This is a genomic window from Fictibacillus fluitans, assembly GCF_030418125.1.
In the GTDB taxonomy this organism is placed as follows: domain Bacteria; phylum Bacillota; class Bacilli; order Bacillales; family Fictibacillaceae; genus Fictibacillus_C; species Fictibacillus_C fluitans.
Genome location: NZ_JAUHTR010000010.1, coordinates 101,291 through 124,332, shown reverse-complemented (window position 1 = coordinate 124,332; position 23,042 = coordinate 101,291). Strand labels below are relative to the sequence as shown.

The following is a 23,042-nucleotide window of genomic DNA, read 5'->3' as shown; positions in this document are numbered from 1 at the left end:
AGCCAATTCAGGCTGCTTGCTTTTTTCTATTTTAAGGGCAAGGCAACAAATACTGTCGTCCCTTCATCATGATTACTTTCCATCCAGATACTTCCCCCATGAGCTTCAACCAACTGTTTGGCTATGGTAAGGCCAATGCCACTTCCTCCAAATCGCCGGTTCCTGGATTTCTCCGTCCGGTAAAATCGTTCGAATACAATGGAACGTTCTTCTTTTGCTATTCCTATTCCTGTATCTTTTATGGCGATCACTGCGTCCCGCTCTTTAACTTCCATTGTAACGTCAACACTCCCACCAGAGGGGGTAAACTTTAAGGCGTTAGTTAACAGATTAATCATGACTTGCATGATTCGCTTTTTATCATTCAGCATTTCTATGCTGTCTTTTTCATGATAGGACAAGGCTACCCCTTTTTGCACATAAGCCTCTCGTAAAGTACTCATACTTTGTTGAATGACCTCACCCAAATCTTCTCTTTGCTTTTCCAGTGTAAAGTTGGGTGCTTCATAAGCCGTTAATTGCTCGAGGTCATGAACCAGCAGGATCAGCCGGTCAATTTCTTCTGCAAACGAATGGAGCCGCTCAGGAGTTGCCTCAAAGATCCCATCTTCAATCGCTTCCATATGACTCTTCAGCGTTGACAGAGGAGTTCGTAATTCATGAGCGATATCACTGGTCATATTTTCTCTTGCAATCTCCTGCTTCTGCAGCTGGGCCGCTAATTGATTTAACGATTGTCCCAACTCCTGAAGTTCATCCTTCCCCTGGATCTTCACTCTGACATCGAGGTCTCCTTTTGCCATTTTTTCTGCTGCCCATTTCATTTGCACAAGGGGTTTTGATAGTTTTCTGGCCACCACATAGCTGATCAAACAAACCAGAATGAATACCCCTAATACTGTCCAAAGAATGGTGCCGATTACCGCTCTTTCAAAATGAATGGCCAGAGGTTTGATTACCCTAAATTCAGGAGCATCCAATTTAAACATGGTAAAATGATGATGAATTTCCAACAAAATGACCAGGCTTGCTACCATTAGAATGACAGTGGCCGCCAATATAAAGACGAGGGTCAATCGCGCATGAAGGCCTTTAATCTTCATTGCGGTTTCCTTCAAACTTATAGCCCATTCCAAAAACGGTGTGTATGTATCTTGGTTCTTTGGGATTGTTCTCGATTTTATGACGAAGGTTTTTGATATGCTGGTCAATGGTACGGGTTTCTCCCTCATAGTCAAAACCCAGCACTTTTTCAACAAGCTCGTCCCTGGAAAATGTGCGTTTAGGATGTCGCGCAAAAACAAGCATCGCTTTATATTCAATCGGAGTCAGACTGACGGGATTCCCCTTTAAAAATACCTCTTTTGACTTTGCGTTTATTGTTAACTCGCCTTGATTATACGTAATTTGATCTGCAAGCAGATCGTTGTCGTTGGATCGCCTCAATATGGTTTTCACCCTCATCACTAGCTCCCTTGGGCTGAACGGTTTAACCATGTAATCATCAGCCCCCAGTGACAAACCGTTGATCCGTTCGGTTTCCTTGGCTTTTGCCGTTAGCATGAGGATCGGAACGGACGCTTCCTGCCGTATGCACCGGCAGATATCCTCGCCGCTTCGGTCTGGAAGCATCAAATCCAAAATGACAAAATCGATTTTCCATTTTCTTATATACTGCATGGCCTCCTGGCCAGTGGATGCTTCAACAGTTTGATAGCCTTCATTTCTTAAGTACGAAGAGACAACCTCGAGAATTTTCTCTTCATCATCTACAATCAGGACAGTTTTCATTTGTTCTCTCTCCCTTTCTTATTCCTCAATTATAGACGAAAAGGGAATCCTTATAATAATTCACGGATTCTCCCTACTTTCCATATTCAGCCTGCAGCTCGCTTTCCGTTACCCATTTATGGTTTTTAACCCTTTTTCCGCCGGTTGTTGGTGTATAGTCTACCATGTATACGGTGGTTTTTTCCGAGGATTCAATCACAGCTGAAGCTCCTTTCATGCCCTTCATATGATCGGCGTTCAGCTTTACCTTTTGCCCCTTTTTCAGCGTTTTGTTTCCTGCATTCTGAATCTCCTCTTGAATGACCCATTTATGATGTTTAACAGGCTTTCCCCCAGTGGTTGGTGTATAAGTGACTATATAGGCTGTTGTGTCAAAGGCTCCGGTAATCTTTGCTTTAGCCCCCTTCATCCCTTTCATATGGTCTGCATTCATCACCGCCTGGCTGCCCATTTCATACTTTGGCTCCTCAGCTTTTTTTAGATCCTTTGGTACTTCTCCGGAAGCCGAATGGTTCATCCCCTCATGAGTCGTGCCTTCATCTTTTTTGTCGTGGTTCCCATTATCATTTGAACATGCACCTAACGTCAGTGACATCGCAAGAACCGGTGCTAACCAAATGTTTTTCCGTTTCATAGCTGTCTTCCTCCTTATAAATTCTTCTGTTATTCATTATAGAAAACAGTTATGAAGAACTTATGAAGAACTGCTTCTAAAAAAAAGCACCCAATTAATTGGATGCTTGGAAAAACTATAAACTATTTTTATGACTAACCCTTATATATTTCCCGGGATTACACCCGCGATTTTATCACAATCTACGAGGGCCACCTGTGTCGTACCGTTAAAGTCAAACTGAACCGTAACACAATTTGTTTTAGAATTATAATCGACAAATGTTTGCTGAGGAGTCTGAAAATGCAAACCCTTAAAAACTAAGAAAAACACATCACCAGGTAAAGCTTCATTAAATACATTGCATATACAATTGTTAGTGAAGCTGCTTTTTCTTCTCTGCTTATTTTTCATGTGAACGCAGTTCCCCTTTCTATAGGGTTGGTACCAATACTGCTATTTCTCTGCAGTTCAAGATGAAAAGCTGTCGTTGTCCTGCTGAATTAGTAAATGAAAATGTAAAACAACATCCTTTTTGATTTCCGGAAATAGAAAATACTGTGGGTTCATTTAATCCTGGGTTCACAAAACTTAAAAATTGAGTGGGGTTTTCCAAGAGAATGAGAAATTCTTTTCCTTTTTGAGCTTTCTTTAGCTCGATGCAGCCACAACCCATGCATGGTTTCATAATCCCCACCTCAATGTATAGTTATCTGCCACTATCTATATTTAACTGAAGCAATTAAGAACTAGATCCTTTTGACATAACTCCTTTTGTTGTAAACAAAGATTCTTAAAACATAAAGGCATGTTTCGAAAAGGCATCTTTATTTGTTTCAAGCTTTTGTTCATCCATCGTTTCACCAAATATGTCAACAGTAGCATCACAAAACACATGTATAATTAGATTAGTTATGTATTCCTATATTAAAAAAGGAGTTGTTTTAAATGAGCCATACACCAATAACCATGAAAAGCCCCACCCCCATTTTTCGTATGTTTGACGAGGAAAAAGCAAAAGAATTTTACTTGTCTTTTTTAGGTTTTAAGATAGATTGGGAGCATCGGTTTGAAAATGATTTACCTCTTTACATGCAAATTTCCTATAACAACTGTGTGATCCATCTTTCAGAGAATTACGGAGATTGCTGTCCCGGGGCTGCTATCAGGATTGAAGTTCAAAACTTGGAATTGCTGCATGCCAATCTCTCATCAAAAAAATACAAATTTGCACGACCAGGCATCGAAACCACTCCATGGAATACGAGAGAAATACGTGTGGGTGACCCTTTCGGAAATAGAATTGTATTTTTCGAGTACATAGAGCAGGGTTGAAGAAGATTCATAATCAGTTGGATGAAGCCGCATGAATGAAGACAAGGGATACTTTAGAGGGGCGACTTTAGTTCGAAAACGAATAATTAACCAATGGAATATTCATACAATCTATCTATTTACAACTATATCCAAATAATTTAAAGTGACCAGTATAAACCCCAGCACCCTGCCAGGAAATTTCCGTCATGTTAATACGGGGAACCGGGAAGGAGGAGGACGCACGTAATGAAAACGTGATTCAGCATCAGCTGTTCCGTTCAGGATTTACTAAGATGTTTGTTAACATCCGTCCACTTTTTCAGTTAGTGTTTCTAAATTAACTTGATACGGGAGTGAAGAAGAATGAGAGTAAAACAATGGCTTTCCATAGGGTGTATGCTTTTCGTTGTATTGGGAATGGTACAATTGCCTGCAGGAAAAGCATCTGCTGCGGGGAACCAAAACGTCTATACCATTAATAACTCTTTTCACTATTTGAAAGTAGATGGACTTACCTCCATGCAATCGAACAAAAAAACTCAGGATAATATACAGGTAACTATGGTTCTGCCAAAACAGGACAAACAAGGAAATTGGCTGGCATATGGTTTTACTAGCCGAAGAACAATGGATTCCTTTATTGAAAAAGATAAGAAGAGACTTCAAAGCGAGATAAATATTATGGGTACCGGCGCATGCTGCACCGATTTTTATGACTATAAAAATAAAGGTGGAAGCTACATTTATTGGAGAGACGGATTTAAGAACCTGCCTTCCAACTGGAATGACAGGATTTCCTCATTAAGCACCGCCTCACCTTCATCAAGCTACTCTACCACATTGTGGGAGCACACTTCTTCACAAGGATACGGTAAAGGCGTATACTTCAGACACTCCGATTGGTATGGAAAAACAGCGAATATGGCTTCGGATTGGAACAACAAGGCCTCAGCCATTGAAATTAAATAATTTACGAATCACTATTCTCTCACTAGAAGAGAGGATAGTGATTTTTTTCATTGAGTTGATAAAGGAACGAATCTTTCCTAAATAAATGTTGCAAAATATAGGTATTGTCCCACACAGCTCATCCAACTTCATCATTGACTATACAGACAACAAAAAGGAGTGGTACTTTTATGAACATCGATGAATGTGGATTTAATGCCGGACATATATACGTAACAAATGATTTTATTCAGCAATTTATTGATTCCAATTCAACTGTGCCAGTTACAATTAACTTTAATAGTGCAAAAAGCACCAATCATTTTATTTTTTTCCCAGCACAAGATGTGATTGAATTTAAAAGGACAGGTCTGTTCCTTTTACAATTCAGTTTGCAATTAACAAATGCTTCCGTTCCATCTGTTACTCCAAATTTGCGTTTCGAACTAAGGAAAAATGGCGCAACTCTCATAGACTCCCAAACTACTTTCTCGGTCGATAGTGCGGACACACTTTATGTAACATCAACACTATTATCCCAGGAATTTTGTAAGGGAGATCGTTTACAATTAGTCCTCTCATCCCCTAACCCTGTTCCCGTTATTATTCGAATTGAATTCGCCAGCCTAACCATATTTCAAATCGCTTCAAAAACCAATAATTTTAATTGTGAAGAGAGCTCTAGTTCTAGCTCTAGCTCTAGTTCTAGCTCTAGCTCTAGCTCTAGCTCTAGCTCTAGCTCTAGCTCTAGTTTATGTTCGAGCTCTTTAGCGATTCCCAGTTCACCTTCGATTTGCAATTTTAAGGAGAGTTTATTTACTAAAGGGTGTCCAAAAAAAAAACACCCGCATTCTACAAAAAAACGCAATAAAGTATTGCTTCCTGAACCAAAGTATCCTCTGCAAAAATGGAAATATTAAAGGATAAAAGAAAGAGCCTACCAATTTCCAACAGGCTCTTTTATCATCTGTGTATTTATTGTTTTTTACTGATTACATTCTCTAAAAGCAATGAGTGGGGATTCACCGTAATGCCGTTTAAAATCTTTTATCATATGTGCTTGATCAAAGTATCCATAATCCAGGGCAAGAGATAGACCATCATAGATACCTTGTGACTGAAGTTTTTCCATCATTGCCTGAAACCGGACAATATCGCAAAATTTTTTCGGAGTTGTTCCGATCCATTGATAAAACATCCGGTTCATTTGCCTGGTGCTGACTGCTTCTCTTTGGGCCAGTTCCTGTACTTTTGTTATTCCATTGACACTGAAAATATCATATAAAAGATTATTGATTAAGGTATGCTGGGTTGGATTTTGGCTGGCTTTGCACAGAAGATATTCTTCAATCATTTCTATTCTCTTAAAGATAGAAGGTGTTTCCAGAATCTCGTATTGCAGCTCTTGTTTCCAAAAAGGCAGAACCGAATCGATATAAGAATGGGAATTAGCGAAATCCTCAAGCGATATGCCGAAAAGTGAATGCGCTCCTCCAGGAAAAAAGCGAATTCCAAACTTCCGTACGGGAAAATTCCAATCATAAGCAATGGTAAAAGGCATATCATAGCACCCAGAATAAAGCGTTCTATACTGATTACGGTAAATGTCATGTTCGAAGATTAAATCGCTGCACCCATTTGGCAGAACCCGATCCACCTCTGGAACACACATAAGCCTGCTTTTCTGGTCGGCAGGTGCAGGTTCTGTCAACCAAAAACAAGAAACAAAAGGAGCTAACAATAAAGAGGGTTTGAACTCCAAATAATGATAAAAAGCAACCCGGCCATAACCTTGTATTGGCTGAAAAAGAGTGTAAAGGTGTCTCGACATCTTGTGCTCCTCCTTTTCACATGTAATGGACCAAAGAATATCCTGCAATGATGAAAATCAGCTTAAATCGACATCATATAAAAAGGCCACCCGTTTCAATTGAGTGGCTTCTGATTCCTGTTTCAACAGAAAGTTTCTCATCTTTATAATCATTTTGTTTTCAAGCTGTGCCACTTGCCCAATTCTTCTTGACATTTTTATTATTTTTGCAGTTCTTTCTATTCTTTTAGTTTCAAACGATTTAAAGGCATCCTTAACGTCCGTATTTTTCTTAAGGCAATTGGCGAGGGTTATGGCATCTTCAATTGCCTGTCCGGCTCCCTGTCCCAGGTTTGGTGTGGATGCATGAGCGGCATCGCCCAATAAAAGGAGCCTGTCAAAAGCAAACCTCTGGATTGGTGTAATGTCCAATATATCATTATGGATGAGCGCTTGATCTTCAATCATTTGAATAATGGAAGGGATCGGATCATGATATTCATTAAAAATAGAGTGCAGCCCATCTGTTTTCATAGCTCTCATTTTCAGATCGTGAGCGTTTGCATTTACACAGGCAAACCATTATATATTATTGTTGGCTAAAGGAACAATACCAAATCGGCCGTTTGGACCCCATGTTTCTGTAACAGTGTCTTCATTAAATTAATGATGATTTATGATTCCCCGCCAACAGGTATAGCCAGCATAGCGGGGCACCGGTTCCGGGATTAATGATTTCCGAATCCTGGAATGGATGCCATCTGTGGCTATAATATAATCCCCTTTTGCACTGGTTCCATCTTCAAAATAAAGAGTACCCTCTTGTTCATTTTGTTCAGCATTCAAAGCTTTCTTGCTTGTTTCCACTCGAGTTCCCTTCAGATTTTGCAATAGTATTTTGTGCAGATCTGCACGGTGGATAGTGATATTATCTGTACCATACCTATGAGGGTTTACAGGTTTGGACATCATCATCGCTCCTTAATCGCTGTATAAATATACCTTTTTGGACTTCCCTAAACGATTGCCAACTAAACCCTCATCAAACTTTTTTGTAAGATATCCCAGTATGGGTTTACAAGCTGTCTCACGGGGAAACCTATCAAAAATGGAAAAAAGGAGGATGAAAGATGAATAATAAAAAACCCATCCTTTCACCTTTGATTGCCTTTTTTGTTATTATTGGTGTTTGGATTGGTGCAGGGCTTCAATGGGATAAGGATGATCAAGCACAGCACCATAGTAAAAATGAAGCAAAGGTCTATTATAAATTGTAAATGTTTATAGCGATCTGCCTGATCAAGAAAAGAAGAAGCTGTCCGTTTTGGACAGCTTCTTTTATCTTTGAAGTAGAAGTTCTCTGCTTTTCTCCTGTTTTTGCGCTTGTTTAATTGCCGCATGAGCAGCTGCGAGCCGGGCAAGCGGCACGCGATATGGGGAGCAGCTGACGTAATCAAGTCCCGTCTCATGGCAAAAGAGAATGGATGCTTTCTCCCCTCCGTGTTCACCACAAATCCCTGTCTTTAACCCCGGCTTCGTTTCCCGTCCCAGTTTGACACCGAGTTCTACTAGTTTGCCGACTCCTTCCTGATCGAGAGTGGCAAATGGATTTTCCGGCAGCACCTTATTTTCGATATATGTGGAAAGAAACTTCCCTTCCGCATCATCCCGGCTGTAGCCAAAAGTCGTTTGTGTCAGATCATTGGTGCCAAAGGAGAAAAAATCAGCTTCCTGGGCAATCTGGTCAGCTGTAAGAGCTGCCCGGGGAACCTCAATCATTGTTCCGATTTGGTAATCAAATTCCTGGCCGGTTTCTTTCTGGATTTGCAAGGCGGCACTGATCACCAATTGCCTCATTTCTTTTAATTCATTGACATGGCCTACCAATGGAATCATTATTTCAGGGACAGCGTCCATCCCCTTATTCCTCAGGCTGCAAAGGGCATAAAAAATTGCTTTAACCTGCATTTCATAGATCTCGGGGAAAATCATGCCCAGCCTGCAGCCCCGGTGTCCAAGCATCGGGTTGCATTCATCCAATTTGCGAACCTTGCGAAGCAGTTGTTCTTTCTGCATTAATTCGTCGGAGGAGGAACCGGATAGCTGAAGCTTCGTCACTTCCACAAGAAGTTCTTCCTTGTCTGGCAGGAATTCATGAAGCGGCGGATCGAGCAGCCGAATGGTTACCGGCAATCCCTTCATGACTTCAAAAATTCCTTCAAAATCTTCCTGTTGCATAACCTGCAGCTGATCAAGGGCTTTCATCCGTTCATCAAAGGTTTCGGCAAGTATCATTTCCTGTACAACGGGCACTCTTGAGCCATCCATGAACATATGCTCGGTGCGGCAAAGTCCTATGCCCCCTGCACCGAATTCCATTGCTTTTTGGGCATCTTCAGGAGTATCCGCGTTGGCTCGCACACCCAATGTTCTTACCTCATCAGCCCATGAAAGAAGCAATTGAAATTCCTCCGAGAGTTCCGGATCAATCATAGGAATTTCACCGAGCATAATCTCGCCTGTTGAACCATCAATGGTAATTACGTCGCCTTTTTCTATCGTCGTTCCAGCTACAGCAATGTGCTGTGATTTCAGGTTAATGGATAGTGCTTCACATCCGCATATGCAGGCCTTCCCCATACCCCTGGCCACCACTGCCGCATGACTGGTCATCCCGCCGCGGGAGGTAACGGTTGCCTCTGCTGCCACAATTCCATGAATATCATCGGGGGTCGTTTCCGGACGGACAAGTATCACCTTTTTGCCGTCTTTCGCCATTCTTTCAGCTTCATCTGCATCAAATACCACTTGTCCTGTAGCCGCACCCGGCGATGCGGGAAGGCCTTTTGCAATGACGCTTTTTTCCTTGGCGTCATCCAAACGGCGGTGCAGAAGCTGGTTTAGCTGTTCAGGTTCAATGCGCAGTATCGCTTCTTTTTTATCAATAATACTTTCGCGGACCATTTCCGCCGCAATCCGGATTGCGGCCTGTGCGGTCCGCTTGCCTGTCCGTGTCTGCAGAATGAAGAGCCTTCCCCTCTCTACAGTAAACTCAATATCCTGCATATCCTTGTAATGAGACTCAAGCAATTGGCATGTTTCAGCAAACTGCTGATACACTTTTGGCATTGCTGTTTCCATGGCAGCGATCGGCTGCGGTGTCCGGATCCCAGCCACCACATCTTCTCCTTGTGCATTGATCAGATACTCGCCATAAATCTTAGCTTCACCGGTTGAAGGGTTTCGGGTAAAAGCCACACCGGTACCAGAATCATTGCCCATGTTGCCGAATACCATGCTTTGTATATTAACTGCAGTCCCCAGGTCATCCGGAATCTTATGAAGCCGGCGGTACACAAAAGCACGCTGGTTGTTCCATGAATCGAAAACAGCAGATATGGACAATTGAAGCTGTTCCTTGGGATCCTGTGGAAAGTCTTTTTTTGCGTGCTTTCGAACCAGTTCTTTATAGCCTTGGATCACTTCTTTCCAGTCTTCGGCCGTCATCTCGGGGTCTGCAGCATAACCTTTTGCTTCGCGGGTTTCTTCGAGCAGCTGTTCAAAGTAAAAGCTGTCCACCTGGAGCACAACATCACTGAACATCTGAATGAACCTGCGATATGTATCATACGCAAATCGCGGATTGTACGTGAGGCTCGCCACTGCTTCTACCGTTTGATCGTTCATGCCCAAATTCAGTACGGTATCCATCATTCCCGGCATCGAGTGAACAGCACCTGAACGCACGGAAACAAGCAGAGGGTTTCTGGTATCGCCCAATTTCTTTCCTGTCCTTTTTTCAAGATGACCAAGAGCTGTCTCGATTTGCCTTTTCATCTCGGAGGGAAGACGTTTCCCTGCCTGGTAATAAGCATTGCAAGCCTCCGTTGATATGGTGAACCCGTATGGAACCGGGAGTCCAATGCGCGTCATTTCTGCAAGGTTGGCCCCTTTTCCGCCCAAAAGCTCTTTTCCTTTTTTCCCGTCCTCGTCAAACAGATATACGAATTGCGTCATGATATCCAGCTCCTCTCCTTTTTTAGCATGGCCAAAATTAAATCTGCCGTCTCTTCAACCGCCTTATTGGAAACATCGATCACCGGGCAGCCGATTCTCTTCATGATTTTTTCGGCATAATCCAATTCTTCCATAATTCTCTCCAAGTTCGCATAATGGGCTCTTACCGTTAATCCTAGATTCTTCAAACGTTCCTTCCGAATCTCATTCAGCTTATCAGGCGTAATGATTAAGCCTATACATTTCTTCTTAAAGGTAAAAACCTCATCCGGAGGCTCTACTTCGGGCACTAAAGGAACATTGGCCACCTTGAACCTTTTATTGGCCAAATACATGGAAAGCGGCGTTTTCGATGTTCTGGACACGCCCACCAATACGATATCCGCCCGGGAAAGACCCCGTGTATCCTGCCCGTCATCATATTTAACGGCGAATTCAATGGCTTCCACTCTGCGAAAATAGTTTTCGTCCATCTTCCGGAGCAGCCCCGGCTGATATACCGGCTCCTTATGAAATTTTTCGGAGAAGGCGTGCATGAGCGGCTTCATGAGGTCAATGGCAATAATTCCTTCTTCCTGCGCCCGTTGGTCAAGATACTGTTTCAAAAAGGGAACCACAATGGTATAGGCAATCACTGAATTTCGGTATTTGGCGACAGAAATTACATTTTTTAAATCCTGGATATCTTCAATAAAAGAAACATTTTGAATTTCAATGTCACCCCCATTAAATTGCGCAGCGACTGCTTTTACCATCAGTTCTGCCGTTTCCCCAACTGAGTCTGAAACCACATAGACGATTTTCTTTGTATCCAAATTGAATCTCCTATCCTATGAGTTTTTCTGCTCTCTTTTAAATAAATGTGTTATACTTTTAATTACATTTTCTTTAATGTGTCATACTATTTAGGTTAATTCCTATATTATCACCAATAATCAGGAGACACAATCTATTTTTTGGACTTTTATTATCATCATACAAAAAAGCTGATTCCCCATTAGGTAATCAGCTTTCTTCTATTCTCTGTATTTATCCCTGTAATGGCACAGTGCCAACAGAGGCCAGATATGATTATAGCTGTAATAATACATATAAAATGTTCCTGGCAGTCCGGCCCCGGTGGGGTAGGATACCTGTTTGCCATGATAATTTTCGCGATGCAGAAGAAAATCAATCCCTTTTTTGATGGAATGGGTTGGTGTCGGGCTTGCTGCAATCAGGGCGTCAACAGCCCATGCCGTCTGAGTAACCGTGCTGTATAGGAGGGGACAATAGTACTTCTCAATATCACTTTTACAGGATTCGCCCCATCCTCCATCTGGATTCTGTATGGAAGAGAGCCACTCTGCCGCCTTTTGAATGGCAGGATCCTTTGGCCGCAAGCCTGCTGCCGCGAGTCCTGTTACACCTGCCCATGTCCCGTAAATATAGCAGATGCCCCAGCGTCCATACCAGGAACCATTGCTTTCCTGATGTTGCTTCAGCCAGTAAACAGCAGATTGAATGTTGGAAGTCGGCAGGCGCATGCCTTCATAGTTTCCGAGAAATTCGAGTGTCCGTCCCGTTAAATCAGCTGTCGAAGGATCGGTTAAGGCATCTCCTGCATTTTCAATGTGCAGTTTCGCCATCCAGCTTTTATTGGTGTCTTTTTCAAAGGCCGGCCACCCTCCATCTTTGTTTTGCATGGAAAGAAGCCATCCAACACCTCTTTTGTAGGCGTTCTGGATAGTCTTATCTGCCTCTGCGTAAGAGAACATCGTACGCAACGCAGCCTGTGTATCATCGATGTCCGGATGGATGGTGTTACTTTTGCTGAATCCCCAGCCGCCTGGCATGACATCTGGATTGTGGTATTGCCAGTCTCCCATACGGGTTTGCTGATGGTTCTGTATAAAACTCATACTATTCCTCATTTGTGAGGAGGAAGGAGAAATTCCTGCAGTCAGCAGCGCATAGTTTACAAGAGAAGTATCCCACACCGTTGGCGGCGAGTTTTGGAGATGAAAGGTTTTTCCAGCCGGGTGAACCAAACTAATCAGGCCGGTAATTGCCTTCCGAATGACAGGATCGTTGGGATTATACCCGACCGCCAGAAGCCCGTAAATCATAAGAAAAGTAGAAGTTGCATAGCTCAGGAGAGTTCCATCATCTTCAATTCTCTTCAGTATGTAATTTTCCAGAAAAGCAGTATGGAGAGAATACCCCGGACGTTTAGTACTCTTTTTTCCACTCCCCTTTTTACAGTCTTCTTCTGTAAACAAATGATCGAGACAAGGCTTTCTGCTGTTTTGCACCTGAAACTTTTCTGCCATCCCAAGCAATACCGGAGCAAAGTGGGCCCTTGCATAGCTTCCCAGATCAAAAAAATTCATTCTCACTTTCTTCATGATCCGAAACAGTTTGGCTGGATCCACCTCTCGCTCCGGCCATGGATAAATTCCGTTAAATGCGAAGAAGACCTTTGTTAATAGGCTTGTCTTTTTCAGCCCGCCGCTGTCTTTTATAAACTTTGCCGCTTTTTTCATTGCTATCTCATCACGAGAAATAAACCCGGAATAAAGCAGCGCTGTATAGGCTTCCGATGTAGCAGACAAATTGCCTGTTTTTTCATCAGGATAGGCTTTCCATGCTCCGCTCTTTGTTTGCTTGGCTAACAATCGTCTTGTCAGACGCCTGATCAGCAGCTCGTCATCCCATTCCAGTGTCCGTAGCATAATAATCATATAGGCATCCGTCAGGAGGGCATTTTCAAAACTAAAGCACCATGAGCCGTCTGGCTGCTGAAGTTTCAGCAGCCGGTGTGCACGCCGTTCGATTTCCTTTATTACTTTAGCCGGTCTGTTCATTGTTCATCACTCCGGTCAGACGTATAGCCAGCGGTTGGCTATAATGTATGCTTACGAAAAGAGTAAGATTCCAATGACCAGCAGTTAAATGTTCATTTATAGCTGCTTTCACCCGAAAGAGGGATACAAACTGACAGCGGATTATGAAATGATAGATTCATGTGTGTGGAAAAGGGAGGGAAACATTTTGAAAAAAAGAAGTACAGCATGCCTGCTGTTGTCCGCTCTCCTGTTCTTGTTGCTTGCCTCATGCAGCAGCCAGGAAGAGCATGAGAATATGAAGATGGATAAAAGTAAAGATGTAAAAGCAAACGATTCATTAAATTGGAAGGTAGATTCTTTTACATATACAGATGAAGAGGGTAAGCCTTTTTCCATTGAACAATTAAAGGGAAAGGTTTGGCTCACCAACTTTATATTTACCAATTGCAAAACGGTATGCCCGCCAATGACTGCCCATATGGCTAAACTTCAGCAGATGCTGGTGGGTGAAAAGATAACCGCTGAAATCGTTTCGTTCAGCGTTGACCCAAAAAGGGACACGCCTGAACAATTACGGTCATTCGGCAAGAAATTTAATAGCGACTTCACCAATTGGCATTTTTTAACCGGATATTCACAAGACGAAATCGAAAACTTCGCCAAAGATTCGTTCAAAGCTGCTGTTTCGGCAGATCCCACATCCGATCAATTTATCCATGGCACCTCCATTTACCTGGTCAATTCAAAAGGGAAAGTATTGAGAAGATATGATGGAGTTCAAAATGTCCCCTTTGATGAAATCGTAAAGGATACGAAAGCGGCAGCAAACCAAGCTGTTAAGGAAAACCCGATACAAAATGAGGAAGAGGCACAGCCGGTGAAAGTAGAACTTACCATCTCAGGGAATAATCATCCTGCAATCAAGGCGGCCGTCAGCCAAAATGGTGAACCGGTTAATGCTGCGGATGAAGTCCTTTTTGAATGGTGGCGTTCCGGTGAGAAAAAACATCAAAAGGTCGAAATAAAAGAGGGTAAGAATGGCATTTATACGTTGAAAACTCATGATTTAAAGCCAGGCAAATATGTGGTTATTTCCCATGTGACGGCACGGGGGATGCACACCATGCCTAAAAAAGAATTTAGTGTGAAATAAAAAAATCAGACACTGTGTCTGATTTTTTTCGTTTATTCAATCCATCCCTTGCTGTAAGCATAGCTCGTCAGCTGTACTCGGTTATCAAGGTGGAGTTTATTTAAAATGTTTTTCAGGTGGCTTTTCACGGTATGCTCCGAAATGAAAAAAGCCTGGGCAATTTCACGGTTTGATTTACCTTTAGCAACAAGCTGCAACACTTCCAATTCACGGTCCGACAACGGTGTTGGTGTTTTTTCTTTCCTGATATTTGTAAACTCATCCAGAATCCGATTCGCCATATTTTGGGACATGGGAGCTTCGTCAACCGCAAACGCGCGCAAATAGCTGTACCACTCATTAGCATCCAGGTTTTTCAATAAGTAGCCCTGTGCTCCTCTCTTTATCGCCTCAAAAAGGTCCGTGATTTCATCTGAAACGGTCATGATGACCACTTTAACTTTGGGGTACTTAAACTTAATCAATTTGGTTGCTTCCAAACCGTCCATCACCGGCATCCGAATATCCATCAGGACGAGATTCGGCTGTAAAGCTCCTGTCAGTTCAATTGCTTCAAGGCCATTTGTTGCTTCGCCTATAATGGTGAATTCCTCATATTCCTCCAGCAATTCCTGTATTCCTTCCCTTGCATGCTGGTGATCATCCACCAGCAGCAGACGGATTGGCTCTGCCATCCTGCAACACTCCTTTACGAAAAGAAACACACATCTCTCCATGATCGATGGATATGGCCAATGAACAGCCCATGGCAGCCGCCCTGTCTTTTAAAATCTGCAGTCCGTAACCCTGTGACGATTCCGGCAAAGATTCCTTTTCGGTTTGGTTTCGAATGGTCAGCAGCCATCCTCCCGCTTGTTCTTCCGCCGCCATCAACACCTGTTTTGTGCTTGCATGTTTAATGGCATTAATCAATGTTTCTTTAATGCATGCGAACAGTTCAACTTTTTCTTTGGTTGAAAGCAGCGCTTCGTTAATCTTCCAATTCAACTCCACCTGCAGCTGATGTTCCTTTTCCACCCCACTGATATACTTCAGCAACGCTTCTGTCCAATTGAAATTGGTTTCCACAAGCGGTGACCGCAAATTATTGATGGCCTGTCTCGTGTCCTCGTGAATATGATGGAGGGTTTGCTTCATTTTTATAAAATGAGGATTGTGAGCGAGATTTGCCTGCCTCCCCAGCTTATTTATTTTTATGGATAAAAGGAACAGGGATTGTGCCATTCCATCATGCAGCTCACGAGCTATTTTTGCCCGTTCCTGCAATGCCGTTTTCTGGGACCGTTCTTCATTCAATTCCGATTGAATTTGTTCCAGCCGCTTGAACAGCTTGACCAAAAAGATGACAGTGACTCCAAAAACAATGAGGGGCGATAAGAAATTCCCCATTTCCATCGACAGATAAGGCATTAATAAGGTGTGCCGCAAATACTCCCAGGCACCGATTGAAAGTGTGGGCAGCATTAAAATCAGCCATTTGATTTGTTTGTAAGTCATCCTATCCCCCGCTTTAATGAATATAGATCGTCTTTCCTACTATCTTGCCATAAATAAAACAATGCTGTGTATCCCCAATTTGAGGGATTTGTGAAACAATATTTCCGCTACGCTGTCCTTCTGGAAGATGTTTACTTCATTTTCTTTTAGGTAAAACAACAATGGCAGCTTCATACACTATTATTCTAGGAGAGATATTAATGAAAACCTTTTTCTTGGGACTCGAAGACAGACTTCTGATCGTAAAAGAGGAAAACGGCGCTTATTCCTCTGAATCCCGTTTGCACGGCACCCAGCCCACTCACCTTGCGATTGATTCTTTAAATTCTATGCTTATCTACTGTTCGACCTTTGGGCATGGATTATGGAGAAGTATAGACGGCGGGGAAACCTGGACTGCCATCGGTAAAGTGACTTCTTACCATCAACCTGATCATGGAAAAGGAATACGGTCTCCACATGTTACGTTTGTTGCCTCTCAACCTGATAAGGAAGGAAACGTGTGGGCAGGAACGGAACCATCCGCCATTTATTACTCGGAGGATAAGGGAGAGTCATGGCGTGAATGTAAGTCTGTGCAAAATTTGAAGTCGAAGGTCAATTGGCAGTTTCCTCCCAGGCCTTACACAAGCCATGTTCGCTGGATTACGCCAAGCTATACGGATCCTTCCGCTGTTTCTGTTTCCATCGAATTTGGAGCATTGATCCGTTCATTTGACGGGGGGCATACATGGAAAGACCGTCCGTTCGGCAGTCCGTTGGATGCACACACACTACTCGCCCATCCAAATCAACCGGGAACCCTGTATGCAGCTTGCGGCGATGGCTTCATGATAAAAGGACATTCCTATGCGGAAAGCCACGACGATGGAGAAACCTGGAACTATGACAGTGAAGGGCTGGAAGAACATCCTTACCTTTACAACATGGTCCTCCATCCACATGATCCGAATGAAAAGCTTGTTGCCGCAGCAGCCAGTCCTTCCACCGGGCATCACGCTTCACTTTTTTCTACCATATACAGAAAACAAGGAGATCAAAAATGGGAGGAGCTCAGTGACGGTGTGGAATGTGAAGGAGCTTATCTCGCAGCACTGGCAGCGGATCAAAAAGACCCGGGATGCTTCTATGCCTTCAATAATTTTGGAATGTACCGGTTAAACGCTGGGGAACGCCACTGGAGCCAGTTGCCGGTTGAATGGGAAACCGAATTCAGAAATCAGCACCCCTCCTTCCTGATTTTAAAAACCTCTTAAAACAGCAAGAAGACCGGCTTTGATCAGCCGGTCTTTTCCTAATTGTAAAAACAAAAAAACCCAAGGGAATTCTGCTGAATCCACTTGGAGTTTGGTTATCTTATGCTGTTTTGCCAAAGTCATTCAAATAAATCTTTTCCAGGATAAAGGTACAGATCGCACTGCAGACACTGATGGAATAAACCATATCCCGTTTATAATCCTTTTTTTGCTCATACTCATAAAGCAGCTCATCAAGGAAAAAACTAACGCTTTCCTTGGAATACTCTTTGATTTCAGGCAATGTCAAGCAGTTAATACTGTTGAGCATCCTGGCCTTTTTATCCAATGCTCTTTCATATTTCACATGGGGAATCATCGCATGCTTAAATTCCCAGCGCTGGTTGTGGGGAACACAGAAGAAATCGGTAACGAAGTGGCAAATGACGCCCATTTCGATTTCAAGCCATCTCCGCTTTTGCTTATCGAGCAAATCAGATGCGGGAGTTTCCAGCAAAGCCACAATTTTATCAACAACAAATTCAAAGCTTTCTTCTATATAATGCTTTCGTTTGGCAAGTTCCGGGATGAAGTCGGGCTTCATATTGGCCCAGGTAAACATCGACTTATTTAAATCATACTGAACGCTTTCTCTGACATGTGATTGAATGTGGTGCGCCATCACTTTATGCGAATAAGCAAACAGATCAGAACAGTCCTTTCTTATTGAAGAAATAGGTTGAATCAACAATACTACATTCAGCCTGTTGAATCAATAAATTTGTAAGAAATTTAATATATCTCTATACTATTCACATCTTAATGAAAAGGGACTGTAATCATAAACAACCTGCCGAAAATTTGGCAGGTTGTTTTTCATTATGCGCTGTTTTTAACATTCAAGACACGCATGGCATTCAAAACGGCAATCAGGGTTACACCGACATCCGAGAATACGGCTTCCCACATGGTGGCAATTCCAAAGGCCCCCAATGTGAGGAAGATCGCTTTGACCCCTAATGCAAAAATAATATTTTGCCAAACGATTCTTCTTGTTCGTTTCGCTATTTTTATGGCTTCAGGAATTTTGGAGGGTTCATCTGTCATGATAACCACATCAGCTGCTTCAATCGCCGCATCTGACCCCAATCCTCCCATGGCCATTCCGATATCCGCCCGGGCGAGTACAGGTGTATCATTAATGCCATCACCAACAAATATCAGCTTTTCATTTTTAAGTTTCCGGGCATCCCATTTTTCAACTTGCGCCACTTTTTCGTGGGGAAGCAGTTCGGCATGCACCTCATCCAATCCTAATTGATGTCCCACGCGTTCACCAACGGTTTTGGAATCCCCAGTCAGCATGACTGTCTTCTTGATTCCAAGTTCTTTCAACATTCTAATAGCCGATGCTGCATCCTCTTTCACTTCATCTGAAATGGCCAAGTATCCGGCATAAACCCGGTTAACTGCCACATGGACAATTGTACCGTCAGCTTCAGGTTTCGTAAAAGCTATTTTCTCTTGATTCATTAATTTTTCATTTCCGGCAAAAACCTCTTTCCCCTTTACGGTTGCCTCAATGCCATGTCCGGAAATCTCGTTATAACCCTCTATCTGGTCAGGCTGAATTTCTATCCCATACGCGGCGCGGATAGAAACAGCAATGGGATGGTTGGAATGCGCTTCTGCTGCAGCAGCATAAGCAAGCAATTCATCACTTAAAAATCCATTTTCCGGTTGGATCCTTGTCACATTAAAAACGCCTTTTGTTAACGTCCCTGTTTTATCAAACAGAACATATTTCACATCGTTCAATGCTTCAAGATAGTTGCTTCCTTTAATAAGAATACCAGCTTTTGAAGCTCCTCCCACACCGCCAAAAAAGCTGAGGGGAATGGAAACAACGAGCGCACAAGGACAAGAAATGACCAAAAAGACCAAGGCTCTGTAAATCCAGTCTGAAAACGAAGCACTCTGGATGAGAACAGGAGGCAGGAACGCAAGAACAGCAGCTGTAATAACCACAACAGGAGTGTAATACCTCGCAAATTTTGTAATGAAATTTTCCGTTGGCGCCTTTTTGCTGCTTGCATTTTGAACAAGGTCCAAAATTTTAGATACCGTGGAATCTTCAAATTCCTTTGTTACTTCTACGGTTAGCACTCCATTTTTATTGATTGTCCCGCTTAACAAATCACTGCCCGGCTTCACTTTCCTCGGGACCGATTCGCCGGTTAGCGCTGAAGTATCCACCATGGACTCTCCTTCAATGATTTTACCGTCCAGCGGGACCTTTTCACCCGGTTTAACAATAATTACTTCATTTGTCCGTATGTCTTCAGGTGATACACGCTCTGTTTTGTTCCCCACTTTGCGATTGGCATAGTCCGGCCGGATATCCATGAGCGCTCGTATTGATTTCCGCGACCGGTTGACCGCCAGGCTCTGAAACCATTCACCAACCTGGTAAAACAGCATGACGGCTACTCCTTCGGGGAACTGGCCAACAGCGAAAGCACCAGCCGTTGCCAATGACATCAGGAAGTTTTCGTCAAAGACCTGGCCCCGAGTAATATTACGGATGGCCTTAAGCAGGATATCTCCGCCAACAATCAGGTAGGCGGCAAGAAAGAGGGAAAACTCCAGCCACTGGTTAAGTGGAGCAAATGCAGCAGTTGCAGTTAAAACGGCCCCCACACCAATGCGTGTTAACATGACCGCATTTTTTGTCCCATCTTCTTGTGATTTCTCGCTTCTGGAGTGAGGAGATTGCTGTACCACCTTAACCCCCGGTTCCAGACGTTTGACGATTTGCACGATTTCAGCTGACAAATCGTTTTTTTCCGTTGCTGTCGGATCCGTTTTTATACGCAACGTTTTCGAAACAAAATCCAGGCTTGAAAGGCTTACACCCGGAAGACCAGCGGCTTCTTTCTCTATTTTTGCTGCACAATTGGCACAGTCCAGGCCTTCCAGATAGAAATTCCTTACAGGATTTTGCTTTGTCTTCCGCCGATCAACCACATTTATATGAGGCTCAATCGATTGAATAAGCTCCCTTGTATTTTGAATTACAGGAATATCTATCCCCTGTTCCGTTTCCATTCTTAATGTCTTGGTTACAAAATTGACACTGCAGGATGATACTCCTTCAAGTTCCCGGACACCATTTTCAATCCTGGAGGCGCAATGTGCACAATCCAAACCTTCCAATAAAAACTCTTTATGTTGATCATTCACTTGGTTCACTCCCCTCTGGCCATGAATCTTTTCATCTATGCTTATATGTGCAGTAATTCATATATAATTCATTATATGTTCAATACGAATAAGAGTGTCAACACAGTGTATTAAGTAAAGGTTCAATCATGGCATGCATGATGAATTGCCTGGTTTAACAATGTAATCACATGATCATCATCAATTGAATAAAACAGGGTTGTTCCTGCTCTTCTGAATTTTACAAGGCGAAGATTTTTCAAAAACCGCAATTGATGTGAAACAGTTGATTGTAATAATGAAAGCTTTTCAGCTATTTCATTCACTGAAGATTCTTTAAGTGATAACAGGTGAAGAATTCGTATTCGCGTAGGGTCAGAAAGCGCCTTAAAGGTTTGAGAGGCTACAAAAAGAGTTTCCTCATCCAAATGTTCACTTTCTATAATCGCTTTTTCGTGTTCATCCATATATATCATCTCCTAACCACTTCAACCTATATGAATAACTACTCATATTGTAAACGAATGATATCCTTCTGTAAATGCTGCAATCTGATATGCTGCTTTTCTCTTTTCTTTAACTATAATGAATAAACTGTGCATCTATTCCGCATTTCATAAGAAATATGGGGAAAAGTATACAAAATAAAGGAAAATCATTGCGCGGTAAAAGATGTTCTTATACAATATATATGAGCATATATTCATATATAGATAAAAAGGAGTGGTGCATTTATGGCTCATTCTCACAGCCATGGGGAAACTCATGGACATCACCATCATGGTACGAACAATAAAAGGGCATTAAAATGGGCATTCTTTCTGATCACAGCTTATATGGTCGTGGAGATTGCCGGCGGTATAATGACCAACAGCCTGGCGTTACTATCAGATGCAGGGCATATGTTAAGTGACGCGGCAGCTCTTGGATTAAGCTACCTGGCCTTGACCTATGGCCAAAAGTCATCCTCCCAGTCAAAAACGTATGGTTATCGGCGTTTTGAAATTTTAGCGGCATTTATCAACGGAATTGCTCTGTTAGCGATCGCCATTTATATCTTTTGGGAATCCTATCAGCGCATCTTGAATCCCCCTTCAGTCATCAGTAAAGGGATGCTTATTATTTCAATCATCGGTTTGATTGTAAACATTGCAGCAGCCTACATCCTCATGAAGGGCGACAAAGATGAAAACCTGAATGTTAAAAGTGCTTTTCTTCACGTACTTGGGGATATGCTCGGATCCGTCGGCGCAATCACGGCTGCCCTTCTCATCATGTTTTTCAATTGGAATCTGGCAGATCCCATCGCAAGCATTATTGTAGCAATTCTGGTCCTGATCAGCGGCTGGAGAGTGACGAAAGAATCTGTTCACATATTAATGGAAGGAACACCTCAAAATATTAACTTTGAGGAGATCAAACAGGCATTGCTTTCGATTCCTGAAGTGAAGCAAGTCCATGATCTTCATGTATGGTCGATCTCTTCAGATTTTCCCGCTCTCAGCTGTCACCTCGTGGCGGACTCAGAGGAACATCAGCAAACCTTGTTGAAAAAGGCGAATCAGCTGTTGAAGGAACAATTTCATATTGAGCATACAACCATTCAAATTGATCTCGAAGATACGGATTGTACAATGAATTATTCCCGCGAGTGAATTGATAGTGACTAAAAGATATTTCAATATGAAAAATAAAAAGGATGACCTGCAGCAGGTCATCCTTTGCACGTTTTATTCGAAGCCAACAGTCATATGGTCCGGATGCGTACCAGCACGGCTGTCCTGGTTCAACCCATCAATTCGCTCCATATCCTCACTGCTTAATTCAAAATCGAATACATCAGCATTTTCAATAATACGGTGTTCTTTTGTTGATTTTGGAATGGTTACCACTTCATTTTGCAGATCCCAGCGCAAGATCACCTGAGCTACCGTTTTATTGTGCTTATCGGCAATTTCTTTCAGTGTAGCATCTTCCAAAAGCTGTCCCTGTTTAAGCGGTGACCATGCTTCCAATTGGATTTCATTTTTTTTGCAGAACGCATGAAGCTCTTTCTGGGTTAAATGCGGGTGATATTCCACCTGATTAACCATCGGTTTGATTTCACATGAACTCATCAAATCCTCCAAATGGTGAACCTGGAAGTTGCTTACCCCAATTGCCTTTATTCTTCCGTCATTATACAGCTTTTCAAACGCTTTCCATGTATCTTTATATTTATCTTTTCCAGGCCAGTGAATAAGATAGAGGTCCAGATATTCCAGACCGAGTTTTTCCATGCTTGTTTCGAATGCCTTTAATGTCGAGTCATATCCTTGCTCGCTGTTCCATAGCTTTGTTGTGATGAACAGGTCTTCACGAGCAACTCCCGATTCTCTGATCGCTTGCCCTACTCCCTCTTCGTTTCCGTAAATTGCTGCCGTATCAATACTGATATAACCATTTTTAATTGCAGCTTTTACAGATTCGATTACTTCTTCTCCTTCTTTTACTTTAAAAACACCCAACCCGAAGCGCGGCATTTTTACTCCATTATGTAGAGTAGTTGTATCTGTTAAACTAGTTGCCATCTTTTTTATTCCTCCTATTGTTGTTATTGCGTGCTCTAAGT

Annotated in this window: 24 protein-coding genes and 1 pseudogene; 8 read left to right on the top strand and 17 right to left on the bottom strand. The window is 42.5% G+C overall.

Going from position 1 to position 23,042, the window contains the following annotated elements:
• Positions 1–26: 26 nt before the first annotated feature.
• From QYB97_RS17840 to QYB97_RS17820, 5 genes are all read right to left on the bottom strand, one after another.
• On the bottom strand, positions 27–1,103 hold the full coding sequence (locus QYB97_RS17840) for a sensor histidine kinase (RefSeq protein ID WP_301167373.1): 1,077 nt from the start codon (positions 1,101–1,103) through the stop codon (positions 27–29).
• A complete protein-coding gene (locus QYB97_RS17835) occupies positions 1,093–1,791 on the bottom strand; it encodes a response regulator transcription factor (protein ID WP_301167372.1) in 699 nt (232 codons plus the stop codon). Before QYB97_RS17835 ends, QYB97_RS17840 begins: the two co-directional genes overlap by 11 nt.
• Positions 1,792–1,864: 73 nt before the next feature.
• Positions 1,865–2,425: a YdhK family protein gene (locus tag QYB97_RS17830; protein WP_301167371.1), complete on the bottom strand. Its 561-nt coding sequence runs from the start codon at positions 2,423–2,425 to the stop codon at positions 1,865–1,867.
• Between the two features lie 141 nt (positions 2,426–2,566).
• On the bottom strand, positions 2,567–2,818 hold the full coding sequence (locus tag QYB97_RS17825) for a hypothetical protein (protein WP_301167370.1): 252 nt from the start codon (positions 2,816–2,818) through the stop codon (positions 2,567–2,569).
• Between the two features lie 19 nt (positions 2,819–2,837).
• Positions 2,838–3,092: a hypothetical protein gene (locus QYB97_RS17820; RefSeq protein WP_301167369.1), complete on the bottom strand. Its 255-nt coding sequence runs from the start codon at positions 3,090–3,092 to the stop codon at positions 2,838–2,840.
• Between the two features lie 260 nt (positions 3,093–3,352).
• Between QYB97_RS17820 and QYB97_RS17815 the strand changes: the two genes are divergently transcribed.
• The 3 genes from QYB97_RS17815 (at position 3,353) to QYB97_RS17805 (ending at position 5,589) form a co-directional block, all read left to right on the top strand.
• Complete coding sequence (locus QYB97_RS17815; protein WP_301167368.1) at positions 3,353–3,739, top strand: glyoxalase superfamily protein; 387 nt, start codon at positions 3,353–3,355, stop codon at positions 3,737–3,739.
• Positions 3,740–4,138: 399 nt separating this feature from the next.
• Positions 4,139–4,690: a hypothetical protein gene (locus tag QYB97_RS17810; RefSeq protein WP_301167403.1), complete on the top strand. Its 552-nt coding sequence runs from the start codon at positions 4,139–4,141 to the stop codon at positions 4,688–4,690.
• Positions 4,691–4,860: 170 nt separating this feature from the next.
• Positions 4,861–5,589 carry a hypothetical protein gene (locus tag QYB97_RS17805; protein ID WP_301167367.1) on the top strand — a complete coding sequence of 243 codons (729 nt, stop codon included), beginning with the start codon at positions 4,861–4,863 and terminating at the stop codon, positions 5,587–5,589.
• 65 nt (positions 5,590–5,654) lie between these two features.
• On the opposite strand, the gene QYB97_RS17800 is transcribed toward QYB97_RS17805, so the two are convergent.
• The 3 genes from QYB97_RS17800 to QYB97_RS17790 all read right to left on the bottom strand — a co-directional run bounded on the left by QYB97_RS17800 (position 5,655) and on the right by QYB97_RS17790 (position 7,346).
• Positions 5,655–6,500: an AraC family transcriptional regulator gene (locus QYB97_RS17800; protein ID WP_301167366.1), complete on the bottom strand. Its 846-nt coding sequence runs from the start codon at positions 6,498–6,500 to the stop codon at positions 5,655–5,657.
• 57 nt (positions 6,501–6,557) lie between these two features.
• Positions 6,558–7,013 (bottom strand): FAD-dependent monooxygenase, encoded by a 456-nt coding sequence (locus QYB97_RS17795; protein ID WP_301167365.1) that lies wholly within the window; start codon positions 7,011–7,013, stop codon positions 6,558–6,560.
• A 129-nt stretch (positions 7,014–7,142) separates the two neighbouring features.
• Positions 7,143–7,346: a hypothetical protein gene (locus tag QYB97_RS17790; RefSeq protein ID WP_301167364.1), complete on the bottom strand. Its 204-nt coding sequence runs from the start codon at positions 7,344–7,346 to the stop codon at positions 7,143–7,145.
• A 263-nt stretch (positions 7,347–7,609) separates the two neighbouring features.
• Between QYB97_RS17790 and QYB97_RS17785 the strand changes: the two genes are divergently transcribed.
• Positions 7,610–7,756 (top strand): hypothetical protein, encoded by a 147-nt coding sequence (locus tag QYB97_RS17785; RefSeq protein WP_301167363.1) that lies wholly within the window; start codon positions 7,610–7,612, stop codon positions 7,754–7,756.
• Positions 7,757–7,817: 61 nt separating this feature from the next.
• On the opposite strand, the gene ppdK is transcribed toward QYB97_RS17785, so the two are convergent.
• The 3 genes from ppdK to QYB97_RS17770 all read right to left on the bottom strand — a co-directional run bounded on the left by ppdK (position 7,818) and on the right by QYB97_RS17770 (position 13,342).
• The gene (gene ppdK, locus QYB97_RS17780) at positions 7,818–10,496 is read right to left on the bottom strand and encodes a pyruvate, phosphate dikinase (RefSeq protein ID WP_301167362.1); all 2,679 of its coding nucleotides are present in this window, start codon (positions 10,494–10,496) and stop codon (positions 7,818–7,820) included.
• On the bottom strand, positions 10,493–11,311 hold the full coding sequence (locus tag QYB97_RS17775; protein ID WP_301167361.1) for a pyruvate, water dikinase regulatory protein: 819 nt from the start codon (positions 11,309–11,311) through the stop codon (positions 10,493–10,495). Before QYB97_RS17775 ends, ppdK begins: the two co-directional genes overlap by 4 nt.
• A gap of 201 nt (positions 11,312–11,512) precedes the next feature.
• Positions 11,513–13,342, bottom strand: a complete 1,830-nt coding sequence (locus QYB97_RS17770; RefSeq protein ID WP_301167360.1) for a terpene cyclase/mutase family protein — start codon at positions 13,340–13,342, stop codon at positions 11,513–11,515.
• Positions 13,343–13,619: 277 nt separating this feature from the next.
• Here QYB97_RS17770 and QYB97_RS17765 point away from each other — a divergent pair.
• Together QYB97_RS17765 and QYB97_RS17760 are read left to right on the top strand one after the other, a co-directional pair.
• Positions 13,620–14,150 (top strand): annotated as a pseudogene (locus tag QYB97_RS17765) (SCO family protein); the annotation flags it as partial.
• A gap of 51 nt (positions 14,151–14,201) precedes the next feature.
• Positions 14,202–14,477: a FixH family protein gene (locus QYB97_RS17760; RefSeq protein WP_301167402.1), complete on the top strand. Its 276-nt coding sequence runs from the start codon at positions 14,202–14,204 to the stop codon at positions 14,475–14,477.
• A 32-nt stretch (positions 14,478–14,509) separates the two neighbouring features.
• Here the strand turns inward: QYB97_RS17760 and QYB97_RS17755 are convergent, their stop codons facing one another.
• Together QYB97_RS17755 and QYB97_RS17750 are read right to left on the bottom strand one after the other, a co-directional pair.
• Positions 14,510–15,151: a response regulator gene (locus QYB97_RS17755; protein WP_301167359.1), complete on the bottom strand. Its 642-nt coding sequence runs from the start codon at positions 15,149–15,151 to the stop codon at positions 14,510–14,512.
• On the bottom strand, positions 15,117–15,974 hold the full coding sequence (locus QYB97_RS17750) for a sensor histidine kinase (protein ID WP_301167358.1): 858 nt from the start codon (positions 15,972–15,974) through the stop codon (positions 15,117–15,119). The genes QYB97_RS17755 and QYB97_RS17750 overlap by 35 nt, the downstream gene beginning before the upstream one ends.
• A gap of 200 nt (positions 15,975–16,174) precedes the next feature.
• Between QYB97_RS17750 and QYB97_RS17745 the strand changes: the two genes are divergently transcribed.
• Entirely contained in the window at positions 16,175–17,230 is a 1,056-nt protein-coding gene (locus QYB97_RS17745; RefSeq protein ID WP_301167357.1) for a WD40/YVTN/BNR-like repeat-containing protein, read from the top strand.
• Between the two features lie 100 nt (positions 17,231–17,330).
• Here the strand turns inward: QYB97_RS17745 and QYB97_RS17740 are convergent, their stop codons facing one another.
• The 3 genes from QYB97_RS17740 to QYB97_RS17730 all read right to left on the bottom strand — a co-directional run bounded on the left by QYB97_RS17740 (position 17,331) and on the right by QYB97_RS17730 (position 20,898).
• Positions 17,331–17,960 (bottom strand): zinc dependent phospholipase C family protein, encoded by a 630-nt coding sequence (locus tag QYB97_RS17740; RefSeq protein ID WP_301167356.1) that lies wholly within the window; start codon positions 17,958–17,960, stop codon positions 17,331–17,333.
• 128 nt (positions 17,961–18,088) lie between these two features.
• Positions 18,089–20,452 carry a heavy metal translocating P-type ATPase gene (locus QYB97_RS17735; RefSeq protein WP_301167355.1) on the bottom strand — a complete coding sequence of 788 codons (2,364 nt, stop codon included), beginning with the start codon at positions 20,450–20,452 and terminating at the stop codon, positions 18,089–18,091.
• Between the two features lie 122 nt (positions 20,453–20,574).
• A complete protein-coding gene (locus QYB97_RS17730; RefSeq protein ID WP_301167354.1) occupies positions 20,575–20,898 on the bottom strand; it encodes an ArsR/SmtB family transcription factor in 324 nt (107 codons plus the stop codon).
• A gap of 267 nt (positions 20,899–21,165) precedes the next feature.
• Between QYB97_RS17730 and QYB97_RS17725 the strand changes: the two genes are divergently transcribed.
• Positions 21,166–22,086 (top strand): cation diffusion facilitator family transporter, encoded by a 921-nt coding sequence (locus tag QYB97_RS17725; RefSeq protein WP_301167353.1) that lies wholly within the window; start codon positions 21,166–21,168, stop codon positions 22,084–22,086.
• A gap of 75 nt (positions 22,087–22,161) precedes the next feature.
• Here QYB97_RS17725 and QYB97_RS17720 read toward each other — a convergent pair whose 3' ends face one another.
• A complete protein-coding gene (locus QYB97_RS17720) occupies positions 22,162–23,001 on the bottom strand; it encodes an aldo/keto reductase (RefSeq protein ID WP_301167352.1) in 840 nt (279 codons plus the stop codon).
• Between the last annotated feature and the right edge of the window lie 41 nt (positions 23,002–23,042).